Origin of the sequence: Streptomyces sp. WI03-4A, from assembly GCF_033792105.1 — a bacterium.
GTDB classification, from domain to species: domain Bacteria; phylum Actinomycetota; class Actinomycetes; order Streptomycetales; family Streptomycetaceae; genus Streptomyces; species Streptomyces collinus_A.
The window spans coordinates 24,710-36,361 of record NZ_JARAUO010000063.1; the positions used below are offsets into that span (position 1 = coordinate 24,710).

The following is an 11,652-nucleotide window of genomic DNA, read 5'->3' on the forward strand; positions in this document are numbered from 1 at the left end:
GGACGGGGATGTCGGGGGAGCAAGGGAAAGCGAGGGGGAGCGAGGGGGAGCTGCGGGGACGGGGGGGGCGGGAGCCGGTCAGGCCGGGATGCGGACCGCGTGGCCGCGGTGCCACCGGAGGCGGACGCGAGCGCCGCGGTAGGCGGCGACGTCCTCCGACGAGGTCTCCAGGTTCTGCTGGAGTGCGGTGAGCCGGCCGCCGCCGTCGAGGTCCACGAGGAAGCGGGTGACGTCGCCGAGGTAGACGGCCTCGGCCACGGTGCCGGTGGCGGTCGTGTGCTCCGGCTCGTCCGCCCCCGCGGACTCCTTCAGCACCCGGATCTTCTCGGGGCGGATGTTGTACGTGCCCGGCGTGCCGACGAGGCGGTGCGCCGCCTCGCCGTCGAGCAGGTTGGAGGTGCCGACGAAGGAGGCGACGAAGGACGTGGCCGGACGTTCGTAGATCTCGGCGGGCGTGCCGACCTGGGCGATGCGGCCCTGGTCGAAGACGGCGATCCGGTCGCTCATCGTCAGGGCCTCTTCCTGGTCGTGGGTGACGAAGACGAAGGTGATGCCCACGTCCCGCTGGAGCGCCTTGAGTTCGACCTGCATCTGTTCGCGCAGCTTCAGGTCGAGGGCGCCGAGGGGCTCGTCGAGCAGCAGGACACGGGGTCGGCCGACCAGGGCGCGGGCGAGGGCCACGCGCTGGCGCTGCCCGCCGGAGAGCTGGGCCGGGCGGCGCTGGCCGTAGCCCTCCAGCCGCACCTCGGCGAGTGCCTTGCGGGCCCGCACCAGACGCTCGGCCTTGGGCACCTTGCGCACCTTGAGCCCGTAGGCGACGTTCTGCTCCAGCGTCATGTGCGGGAACAGGGCGTAGTCCTGGAAGACCGTGTGCACGTCGCGTTCGAACGGGGCCAGCCCGGTGACCTCCTGTCCGGCGAGTTCGATCCGGCCCGCGGTGGGCGTCTCGAAACCGGCTATGAGCCGCAGGACCGTGGTCTTCCCGGAGCCGGACGGGCCGAGCATCGAGAAGAACTCGCCGTCCCGGATCTCGAGGTCGACTCCCGCCACGGCGTTCGTCTCTCCGAACGACTTCCGCAGATCCTGCAGCCGGATCGCAATTCCCTCCATGCGGGAACCTTTCTGGCGCGCTGAACGTTGAACTTAAACATATGAAGTCATAGTTCAAAGCTCAAGGGTCCCTTAGGGTAAAGCTTGAGTCAACGCACGAGGTGGTGGCCGTGAGGCAGAACGAGATGGAGGGCGGCGCGCGCAGGGCCGTCTTCAGCCCGGTGGACAACCGGGCCCGCGTGGACGCGGTCGTCCGCCGTATCGGCGACGCCATCGAACTGGGCCTCCTGGCCGAGGGCGAGCAACTCCCCGGCGAGAGCGAGCTGGCCGGACAGCTCGGGGTCTCCACGGTCACCCTGCGCGAGGCGCTCATGGCGCTGCGGCAGCGGGGCCTGGTCACCACCCGCCGGGGCCGCGGTGGGGGCAGTTTCGTCTCCCTGCCCGAGGCCCCCGCCGACGACCGGCTCAGGGCCCGGCTGCGGGGCTGGAGCACCGAGGAACTGCGCGACCTCGGCGACCACTGGGCCGCTCTCTCCGGCGCCGCCGCACGCCTCGCCGCCCAGCGCACCGAACCGGGGGACCTGCGCCAACTCCGCCGCACCGCCGAGGAACTGGCGGCGGCCGGGGACGCGCCGGGCCGCAGCCGGCTGTACGGCCGGTTCCACGTCGAACTCGCCGCCGCCGCCCAGTCCGCTCGCCTCACCCGCGAACAGGTCGCCCTGCAGAGCGAGGTGGGCCCACTGCTGTGCCTCGTCCTCGCCGACGACGCATGTCGTGAAGAAGTTGCGGAACGTCACCGCGCCGTGATCTCGGCCGTGCAAGATGGGGCCCACGAAACGGCCGGCACGCTGGCCGAGCGGTGCGTCAGGGAGTCGACGGCGCGGCTCGTCGCCGTACGCCTGACCCTCTGATCCGCGCCGCGTCCAGGTTCCCGTCCGCTGGAGGACACCATGGGCGTCAGCTCCGGGCTCGCCACCGCCGACACGGAAGCGGAGCCATGGGTGGCCGCACAGGTGGGGGGCGCGCTGGAAGCGGTCTTCCACGCGGTCGCCGCCACCCGCGCGGACACGACCGCCCTCCTCGAGCGGGTGACCGCCGCCGGCCGCCGGCCCGCCAGCGCCGACCTCGCCGCCCTGCGCCCCGGCCTGCACCTGCGCCTCACCCGTGAGGAACTGGTATCCGGCGCCGGCTTCGTGGCCGCCCCCGGCCTGCTCACCGACGTGCCCGCCTGGCTGGAGTGGTGGCAGTCCGGCGCCGACGGCGAGGTACGCCCGCTCCTCCTCGACCTCGACCCCGGCCAGTCCGCGTACTCCGACTACACGCACTGGGACTGGTTCGCGCTGCCCCGGGACACCGGGCACCGGGCCGTGGCCGGACCGTACGTCGACTACCTCTGCTCCGACGAGTACAGCCTCACGCTGTCCGAACCGGTCTGGATCCAGGGGCGGTTCGCCGGTGTGGCCGCGGCCGACGTGTACCTGCGGCACTTCGAGGCGGCCGTCCTGCCGCTGCTGCGGAGCCTGTCCCGGCCCGCCCGGCTGGTGAACGCCCGCGGCCGGGTCGCCGCCTCCGCCGACCCCGCGCACCTGGCCGGCTCCCTCACCCGGGGCCCGGACTTCGGCGAAGTGCTCGCCGAGGGGAGGCCCGCCGTCCACGACGGCATGCGCCTGGTGCCGTGCCACGGCATCCCGCTCGTCCTGGTGCTCGCCGAGGGCTGACCGGCCGCGCCCGGGGGCCGGTTCACTCACACGGGTCGTTCCCGCGGCCATGTTCGCCCGCGGACGCATGGCCGCGGCCCTGCCGGTGAGACATCGGTCATGCACATTCCTCCGCCGGGCGACCCGCTCCCGGCTCCGCGCTCGCCCTCCGGCTCCGACGTGGTGTTCACCGCGGACTTCGCGTCGTCGGCCCAGTGGGTCGCCGGCCGTTCGTGGGCGTATCCCGACGGCGGCCCGGAGAACCCGGGCGACGACAAACTGGATCATCTCGTGCCCGACGCCGACTACAGCCGCTCCGGTGTCTTCCGGGCCAGGCGGCGGCCCGACGGGAGGTGGAACACGGGACTGCTGACCACGGAGGGGAGCCGGCAGGGCTTCATGGTCCGCTCCGGGGACGTCCTTCAGGTCCGGGTGCGGCTGCCCCGGCAGATCGGTGCCTGGCCGGCCATCTGGACCTGGCGGGACGGCGGCCAGGAGATCGACGTCTTCGAGTACCACCCCGACAACCCTGACCTGCTGGAGTTCACCAATCACGTGCGCGGCGCCGGCGACTACTACCAGGACACCGCCGTACGCCCCGGAGCCTGGGTCGACCTGCGCACCGAGTTCGGCGTCCGATCCGTGGTCTGGTGGGTGAACGGCGTGCGGGCCTTCGCCGACAGCCGGGGCGTCGGCCGCGACTGGCGGGCCCATCTCATCGTCAACCTCTCGGTGAGCGCGGGGCGTTACCATCCCCGCCCCACCGCGCAGACGACCGAGATGTCCTACGAGGTGCGCGACCTCGTCGTACGCCGCCCCTCCGGCGCCAAGCGGCCCGCCACCGGGACGGCCGTCGGTACGGCCACAGACACGGGCGACGGAACGGGCGCGCGCGAGGACGAGCGGCGGCCGGACCAGCAGCGGCCGGTCTGACCCGAGCGTCCCGGTCAGTCCACCGGCCAGGTGTGCACGGGGGCGTTGAGGTGCATGTAGTCGATGTAGAGCTGCGTCATCCGCCGCAGCGACTCGTGGCGGCCGGCGTGACTGGTGGCCTCGATGCGGTGGAACATCTCCTTCTGCCACACCGCCCCGTTGCGGGCGACGACACAGCGCTGCTCGATGATGCCGAGCAGCGGCTCCCGCCACGCCGCGTCCATGCCGGAGTGCTCGAGACCCCGGTGCGCGAGCGGCAGCAGCCGCCGCAGCACCAGTTCGGGCACCGGCACCTCGCCCATCCCGGGCCAGTACAGCCGCGCCTCCATGCCGTGCCGGGCCGCCGTGTGCAGGTTCTCCTCGGCCGCGGCGAACGACATCCGCGACCACACCGGACGGTCCTCCTCCACCAGGGCACGGGTGAGCCCGTAGTAGAAGGCGCCGTTGGCGAGGGTGTCCGCGACGGTCGGCCCGGCGGGCAGCACCCGGTTCTCCACCCGGACGTGCGGCTTGTCGTGGGCGATGGCGTAGACCGGCCGGTTCCAGCGGTAGATCGTCCCGTTGTGCAGGGTCAGTTCGGACAGCTCGGGCACGTCCCCGCGGTCCAGGGTCTCCCGGGGGTCCTGCTCGTCGCACAGGGGCAGCAGGGCCGGGAAGTAACGCAGGTTCTCCTCGAACAGGTCGAAGACGCTGTTGATCCAGCGCTCCCCGAACCACACCCGGGGCCGCACCCCCTGCACCTTGATCTCCTCCGAGCGGGTGTCGGTCGCCTGCTCGAACAGCGGGATGCGGGTCTCGTGCCACAGCTCCTTGCCGAACAGGAACGGCGAGTTGGCCGACAGCCCGACCTGCACCCCCGCGATGGCCTGCGCCGCGTTCCAGTAGGCGGCGAAGTTGTCCGGGGACACCTGGAGATGGAACTGCGTGCTGGTGCACGCGGCTTCCGGGGTGATCGTGTCCGCGTACGTCCGCAGCCGGTCGGTGCCGTCCACCTCGATCCGCAGGTCCTCGCCGCGCGCCGCGAAGACCTGGTCGTTGAGCAGCCGGTAACGGGGGTTCTCGGACAACGTCCCCTCCCCGATGTCCGCCTGACGCAGGGTGGGCAGGATGCCCACCATGACCAGCCGCGCGTCCACCGACCTGGCCCGCTCGTCCGCGTGGTTCAGCGCCGCGCGTATCTCGGACTCCCAGGCGTAGGGGCCGCCCTCCGTCAGCGCGCGGGGCGGCACGTTGATCTCCAGGTTGAACCGGCCCAGTTCGGTGGACCAGGCGGGGTCGGCGATCGCCTGGAGCACGTCGGTGTTGCGCATCTCCGGCTCGGCGTCGTCGTCGACCAGGTTCAGCTCTATCTCCAGACCGACCGTGGGTCGCTCGGCCTCGAACCGCGACTCGCGCAGCATCTGCGCGAAGGCGTCGAGGCACTCCTGCATCTTGATCCGGTACCGGCGGCGGTCCTCGCGGGTGAAGACGAGCGCCGGGACGTCCCGTCCCATCGGCCCTCCTGGGTTCCGCTCCCTGGGACACTCTCCCCCCAGCGTCGCACCGACGGGCGGCCCCCACCACGCGGCTGGGCACGGCCCGGCGTCACAGGGCCCGGGCGACGAGCAGCGCCACGTCGTCGTGGTCGTCGGGATGGCGCAGCCCGTACAGCAGGAGGTCGCACGTCTGCTCCAGCGGCCGGGCGGGCTCGTCCAGGAAGCCGAGCAGCACCGCGAGCCGGTCGTCGATGGGGTGCTGCCGCGTCTCCACCAGCCCGTCGGTGTACAGGACCAGCAGGTCGTCGGCGACCAGTTCGGTCGTGGTGGCCTCGAACGCGATGCCGCCGACCCCGAGCGGTGCCCCGGCGGGCAAATCCAGGAACGTGGCCGGCCGGCCCGGGCGCGCGAGCGCGGGCGGCATGTGCCCGGCGTTGGCGATGGTGCACCGTCCGGTGTGCGGGTCGAAGACCGCGTAGAGGCAGGTGACGATGTAGTGCTCCAGATCGCAGGTGATCTTGTCCAGGTGCTGGAGCACCGCGGCGGGTTCCAGGTCCAGGTCCGCGTACGCGCACGTCGCCGTGCGCAGCCGGCCCATGGTGGCCGCGGCGTCGATGCCGTTGCCCATGACGTCGCCCACCACCAGGGCGGTCTTGTCGCCCGCCAGCGGGATCACGTCGTACCAGTCGCCCCCGACCTCGCTGGTGGCCTGGGCCGGCTGGTAGCGGGAGGCCAGTTCGAGGCCGGTGTGGTGCGGTGAGTGGTCGGGCAGCAGGCTGCGCTGCAGGGTGAGCGAGGTGTTGCGCACGCTCTGGAACCAGCGCGCGTTGTCGATGGCCACGGCGGCCCGGCCGGCCAGTTCGCCGGCCAGCACGACGTCGTCCTCGTCGAAGGGCAGCGGATTGCGGGTGCGTTTGAGGTCGAGGGCGCCGAGCACCTCGCCGTGCGCGATCAGCGGCACCGCCAGGTACGAGTGCACACCGGCCCGGGCCAGCAGCGCACCCGCCTCGGCGTCCCGCGCGATGCGCGGCAGGTCCCGGGCGCCGACGTGACGCACCAGGACCGGGCGGCCGGTGTGCACGCACAGGGTGACCAGCCGGTCGCCGTCGTAGGCCGCGAGGTCCCCGGGCGGATCGGCGGCGCGCAGCGCCACCGTGGGGTGGGCGGCTTTGAGGGCGAGGGCGCGGAACAGCTCGGGACCGTTCTCCGGGCGGCGGACGCGGCGGAAGGCCAGTGCGTAGTCGAGGACGTCGACGGCGACGACGTCCGCGAGCACCGGCGCGCAGATGTCGGCGAGTTCGCGGGCGGTCTGCTCCACCTCCAGCGAGGTGCCGACGCGGGTGGAGGCGTCGGCGATCAGCGCCAGCCGGCGCCGCGCCCGGTCCGCCTCGGCGGCCGCGTGGTGCCGCTCGGTGACGTCCACCAGCGACGCGGCCGCGCCGAGCACCCGGCCGCCCGGGTCCTCCAGTCGGTACAGGGACAGCGACCAGGCGTGCTCGTGGTCCGGGTCGACCGGCGGACGGCCCACGTGGTACTGGTCGAGCAGCGGGGTGCCGGTGGTGAGCACCTGACGCAGCGCGGACTCCACGGTGTTGACGTCGAGGAACGGCACGGCCTCCGCGAGCGGCTTTCCGATGTGCTCCTCGGCTGGGATGCCGTCGATCCGCTCCAGGGCCGGGTTGACCAGCAGGTAGCGCAGGTCCGGGTCCAGCAGGGCCAGCCCGATCGGGGACTGGTTGATCAGCCGCTCGCACAGCGCCAGGTCGGTCTCGACGCGCTGGAGCCGGGAGTGGTCGGCCGCGATGCCCAGGGCGTAGACGTCCCCCACGTCGTCCAGCAGCCGCATGGTCCGGAACTCCGTGAGCCGGCTGCTGCCGTCCTTGTGCAGGACCGGGAAGGCGCCCGCCCAGCCGCGGCCGGTCTCCAGCACCTCCGTGAACAGGCTGACCACGGCCTGCAGGTGCTCGGGGCGGATCAGCATCTGCGCCGCGTACTTCCCGAGGACGTCCTCCGCGGTGTACCCGAAGAGTTCCTCGGCCTGCGGGGTCCAGAAGACGATGCGCCCGTCGGTGTCCAGCGCCACGGCGGCCACGCTCAGTACGTCCAGCAGGCCGGTCGGCCGGGGCGGCTCCTGGCTGTGTTCGTCGTCACCCGCGGGCAGGGAGTCCACTGTCATGCCAGTTCCACCTCCACCGGCCGCCCGGCCGTCCGTGCCGGTACGGCCGCCTGCCGGAGCCCGGGTGACCGCTGGTCCCCCGTCTTCTCGTACCTCCATGCTGCATCCGGCGCGGCTCCCGCCCCAACCGCAGGGACGGACCGTGCGCGCCGGCCGGACTGGCGGGACCATGGGGGAGAGGGAGGACGGAACGCGATGGAACCTGCGCGCAAGGGCCTGCACACGTCCACCCCGGGGCAGACGCGTGCGCTCCTCGACGCCTCCACCGACGCGGCCGCGGTCATCTCGGCGGACGGCGTCGTGATCGGCTGGACCCCGGGTGCCGAGGCGCTGCTCGGCCGTCCCGCGGAAGAGGTCGTCGGCCGCCCGGCCGGCCGCCTCGAGGGCGTCCCCCACGACCCGGCCCGTGCCGCCGCCGTGGCGCGGCGGTGCCGGGCCGGAACGGGATGGAGCGGCCAGATCGCCGTACGGCACCGGGAGGGCCGCCGCCTGGAGATCGACCTGCGGGTCTCGCCGGCCTTCGCCGTCGGCGGCCGGGAGTGCTTCCTCGTCTCCGCGCGTGAGCGGCGCCCGCAGTGGACGGTGGACCAGTGGGTCCTCGACGGCTTCCTCACCAGGTCACCGGTGGGCATGGCGGTCATGGACCTCGACCTGCGCTACGTCTGGCTGAACGACACGCTGGAACGGTTCGGCGGTGTGCCCCGGGAGGAGCGGCTCGGGCACCGGCTCGGCGAACTGCTCCCGGGGCTGGAGCCGGAGACCCTCGAGGAGCTGATGCGCAAGGTGCTGGCGACCCGGACCCCGGTCACCGACTACGAGTACATCGGCTGGAGCTGGGCCGACCCGCACCGCAGGCACGCCTACTCCACGTCCTTCTTCCCCCTGGTGGACGGCGACGGCGCCGTCACCGGCATCTGCTACATGGTCACCGACATCACCGAGCGCTGGACCGTCCGCCGGCTGCTGTCGCTCGTCAACGAGGCGGGCACCGCCATCGGCAGAAGCCTCGACGTGCTGCGCACCGCACAGGAACTCGCCGACTTCTCGGTGCCCCGCCTCGCCGACTTCGTCATCGTCGACCTGCTGGAACCGGTGTTCAGCAGCGAGGGCCACGGAGCCTGGCTGACCGACGCCGGACCGGCGCCGGCATGGCCGGCGATGCGCCGCGCGGGGCTGCAGTCGGTGCGGGAGGGCTGTCCCGAGGCGGTGGCACGGATCGGCGACGAGGTGGACTTCCTGCCGCCGCCCAGGGACGTCCACCGCCTGCTCGGCGGCGAGCCCGTCCTCGTGCCGCTGCTCGACCCCGCCGACTCCCGGTGGCTGGCCGAACAGCCGGAACGGGCCGCCCGCGTCCGCGAGTTCGGCCTGCACTCGCTGATCTCCGTCCCGATGCGGGCCCGCAACACCACGCTCGGCGTCACCACCTTCGCCCGCTCGCTCAACCCCGTCCCGTTCGGCTCCGACGACGTGCTGCTCGCCCGTGAACTGGTGGCACGCGCCGCGGTGTGCGTCGACAACGCCCGCCGCTACGCCCGGGAACACACCGCGGCGGTCACCCTGCAGCGCAGTCTGCTGCCGCACGCCCTCACCGGCGGGACCGCCGTCGAGGTCGCCTCCGCCTACCTCCCGGCGGACCCGGCCGACGGGGTCGGCGGCGACTGGTTCGACGTCATCCCGCTGTCCGGCGCACGGGTGGGACTCGTCGTCGGCGACGTGGTGGGCCACGGCATCACCGCGGCCGCGAGCATGGGGCGGCTGCGGACGGCGGTGCAGACCCTCGCCGAAATGGAGCTGCCCCCCGACGAACTGCTCGCGCACCTGGACGATCTGGTGCTCCGGCTGAGCGACGAGGAGGCCGGCCGGGACGCGGCCACCAGGAGCACCGCGACCTTCATCGGCGCGACCTGCCTCTACGCCGTCTACGACCCCGCCACCCGGCGGTGTGCCATGGCCCGGGCCGGGCACCCGCCGCCCGTCGTCGTCGCGCCCGGCGGAACCGCCTGGTTCCCGGAGATCCCGGCCGGGCCGCCGCTCGGGCTCGGCGGCATGGCCTTCGAGGCCACCGAGATCGAACTGGCCGAGAACAGCGTGCTCGGGCTCTACACCAACGGGCTCATCGAAGGCGCCGACCACGACGTGGAGTCCGGTATGGCCCGGCTCGGCGAGGCGCTGGCCGGGGCCGGGACCGACCTGGACGCGTTGTGCACCTCGGCGGTGCGGCGGCTGGTGCCCGCGCCGCGGCCCGACGACATCGCCCTGCTGCTGGCCCGTACCCACGTCCTCGACGCGGACCGGGACGCTTCGTGGGAGGTGCCCGCCGACCCGGCCGCCGTCGGACGGGTCAGGGCCGAGGCGACACGCCAGGTGGCGGCCTGGGGGCTGGACGAACTGGCCATGACGACGGAGCTCATCGTCAGCGAGCTCGTCACCAACGCGGTCCGCTACGCCGCACCGCCCATCCGGCTCCGGCTGCTCCGGGACGCGCGCCTGACCTGCGAGGTCGCCGACGGCAGCAGTACGGCGCCCCGGTTGCGGCACGCCCGCAGCACGGACGAGGGCGGCCGCGGACTCTTCCTGGTGGCCCGGCTCACCCACCGCTGGGGCGTGCGGTACACGGGGGAGGGCAAGGTCATCTGGGCCGAGCAGGACATCCCGTGAGCGCCGTGCCGGGCCCCATCGCCCGCGGCGGCCGCTGCCGCTTCCCGGTCAGCGGAAGGCCGACGCGTTGCGCGCCGCCCAGGCCGCGAACGGGGCCGCCGGCCGGCCGAGGACGCGCCGGATGTCGTCGGTGGCCGTCCGCTCCTCGGCGGTCGGTTCGCCGAGGACGGCGAGGGTCCCCTCGACCACGGCGTCCGGCATGAACCGCGCGAGCTGAGCGCGGGCCTCCTCGCGGGTCTGCTCCACGAAGGTCACCGGCTCGCCGAGGGCGTCCGCCAGGGCGGTGGCCCGCTGCCGGGGCGTGGTGGCTTCGGGACCCGTCAGCGTGTACGTCAGGCCGTCGTGCCCGTCCTGGCGCAGTACGGCGGCGGCGACCTCCGCGACGTCGTCCGGGTCGACGAAGGGCAGCGCCACGTCGGCGAAGGGCGCGGCGGCGGTGCGGTGCCGCCGCACGGGTTCGGCCCAGGCGAGCGCGTTGGAGGCCATCCCGCCGGAGCGCAGCACGGCGAAGCGCAGGCCCGACCGGGCCACGGCCGCCTCGAACCCGGCGGCGTGCGCGTAGCTGCGCGGGCGGGTGCCCACCGCCTGTGAGGACAGCAGGACCACCTTGCGGACCCCGGCAGCGGCGGCCTGCTCCAGGATGCCGTCCGGATCGTCCCCCGCCACCAGCAGGAACAGTGCCGTCGCGCCGTCCAGCGCGGGAGCGAGCTCAGCCGGCCGGCCGAGGTCGGCGGCGATCGTCCGTACGCCCGGCGGGACGTCCTCGGGGGTGATGTGCCGGGCGACGGCGGTGACCGCCTCGCCCGCTGCGGCGAGCCGTGACACCAGCGCCCGTCCGACGTTCCCCGTCCCGCCCGTCACCACGATCATGAGGTCTCCCTTGTGAGTTAGTTGACTGACTAAGCCGCTACGGTAGGCGCTCCCGGAGGCGATGTCTATGCTCAGTCAGGTGACTGACTCAGAAGCAGGTACGGTGCGAGCGGCCGCCCCCGGCCGGGCCCAGCGGGGCGGCAAGCGGGAACGCCTGGTCGAGGCGGCGGTGCGGGTCTTCCACGAGCAGGGCGTGGAGAAGACGACCCTCGCGGACATCGCCCGCGTCGCGGAGGTGCCCGTCGGGAACGTGTACTACTACTTCAAGACCAAGGACCAGCTCGTCGAGGCGGCCGTGCGCGCACACCGCGACCGGCTCGACGCGCTCACCGGCCGCCTGGAGGCGCTGCCCGGCCCGGCCGACCGGCTGAAGGCCCTGGTCGCCGGCTGGGTCGAGGAGCGCGCGACGGCGGCGCGCTTCGGCTGCCCCTTCGGTACCCTCGCCACCGAGCTGGACAAGCGCGACGACGGCCCGGACCTGGCGGTCGCCGAGGTCATGCGGGCCCTGATCGACTGGGTCGCGGGCCAGTTCGACGAGCTGGGCCGGCCCGACGCCCGCGCCCTCGCCGTCGAACTGGTCGCCGCCTACCAGGGCATGTCGGTCCTCACCCACACCCTGCGCGACCCGTCGATCATGAACGCGCAGGGCGAACGCCTCACGTCCTGGATCGACGGCCTCGCACGCCCCTGACCACACGGGGCGCGGCCGACCCCGGCCGGCAGCGGGGAGGCTGCCGCCGGCTCGGGGTGCCGCGGGGCCGGCGCCGCTCCCGGCCGCCGCGCGGAACCGCGG

At 73.6% G+C, this 11,652-nt stretch carries 9 protein-coding genes; 5 read left to right on the plus strand and 4 right to left on the minus strand.

All coding sequences use genetic code 11. The annotated features are described in order from the left end of the window. Positions 1-78: 78 nt before the first annotated feature. Complete coding sequence (locus PV343_RS37705; RefSeq protein ID WP_319151580.1) at positions 79-1,110, minus strand: ABC transporter ATP-binding protein; 1,032 nt, start codon at positions 1,108-1,110, stop codon at positions 79-81. A gap of 125 nt (positions 1,111-1,235) precedes the next feature. Here PV343_RS37705 and PV343_RS37710 point away from each other — a divergent pair, with 125 nt between their 5' ends. The 3 genes from PV343_RS37710 (at position 1,236) to PV343_RS37720 (ending at position 3,680) form a co-directional block, all read left to right on the plus strand. Then, the gene (locus tag PV343_RS37710) at positions 1,236-1,961 is read left to right on the plus strand and encodes a FadR/GntR family transcriptional regulator (RefSeq protein ID WP_387951808.1); all 726 of its coding nucleotides are present in this window, start codon (positions 1,236-1,238) and stop codon (positions 1,959-1,961) included. 39 nt (positions 1,962-2,000) lie between these two features. Continuing rightward, the gene (locus tag PV343_RS37715; protein ID WP_319151582.1) at positions 2,001-2,768 is read left to right on the plus strand and encodes a hypothetical protein; all 768 of its coding nucleotides are present in this window, start codon (positions 2,001-2,003) and stop codon (positions 2,766-2,768) included. Between the two features lie 99 nt (positions 2,769-2,867). Further along, a complete protein-coding gene (locus PV343_RS37720) occupies positions 2,868-3,680 on the plus strand; it encodes a family 16 glycosylhydrolase (protein WP_319151583.1) in 813 nt (270 codons plus the stop codon). Between the two features lie 14 nt (positions 3,681-3,694). On the opposite strand, the gene PV343_RS37725 is transcribed toward PV343_RS37720, so the two are convergent. Together PV343_RS37725 and PV343_RS37730 are read right to left on the minus strand one after the other, a co-directional pair. After that, positions 3,695-5,173, minus strand: coding sequence for a glutamate--cysteine ligase (locus PV343_RS37725; RefSeq protein ID WP_319151584.1), 1,479 nt, complete (start codon positions 5,171-5,173; stop codon positions 3,695-3,697). A gap of 91 nt (positions 5,174-5,264) precedes the next feature. After that, positions 5,265-7,331: a SpoIIE family protein phosphatase gene (locus PV343_RS37730; RefSeq protein WP_319151585.1), complete on the minus strand. Its 2,067-nt coding sequence runs from the start codon at positions 7,329-7,331 to the stop codon at positions 5,265-5,267. A 195-nt stretch (positions 7,332-7,526) separates the two neighbouring features. Between PV343_RS37730 and PV343_RS37735 the strand changes: the two genes are divergently transcribed. Beyond that, positions 7,527-9,989 carry a SpoIIE family protein phosphatase gene (locus PV343_RS37735; RefSeq protein ID WP_319151586.1) on the plus strand — a complete coding sequence of 821 codons (2,463 nt, stop codon included), beginning with the start codon at positions 7,527-7,529 and terminating at the stop codon, positions 9,987-9,989. Positions 9,990-10,037: 48 nt separating this feature from the next. Here PV343_RS37735 and PV343_RS37740 read toward each other — a convergent pair whose 3' ends face one another. Beyond that, complete coding sequence (locus PV343_RS37740; protein ID WP_319151587.1) at positions 10,038-10,859, minus strand: NAD(P)H-binding protein; 822 nt, start codon at positions 10,857-10,859, stop codon at positions 10,038-10,040. Positions 10,860-10,938: 79 nt separating this feature from the next. Between PV343_RS37740 and PV343_RS37745 the strand changes: the two genes are divergently transcribed. Next, the gene (locus PV343_RS37745; protein WP_319151588.1) at positions 10,939-11,550 is read left to right on the plus strand and encodes a TetR/AcrR family transcriptional regulator; all 612 of its coding nucleotides are present in this window, start codon (positions 10,939-10,941) and stop codon (positions 11,548-11,550) included. The last annotated feature ends 102 nt before the right edge of the window (positions 11,551-11,652 follow it).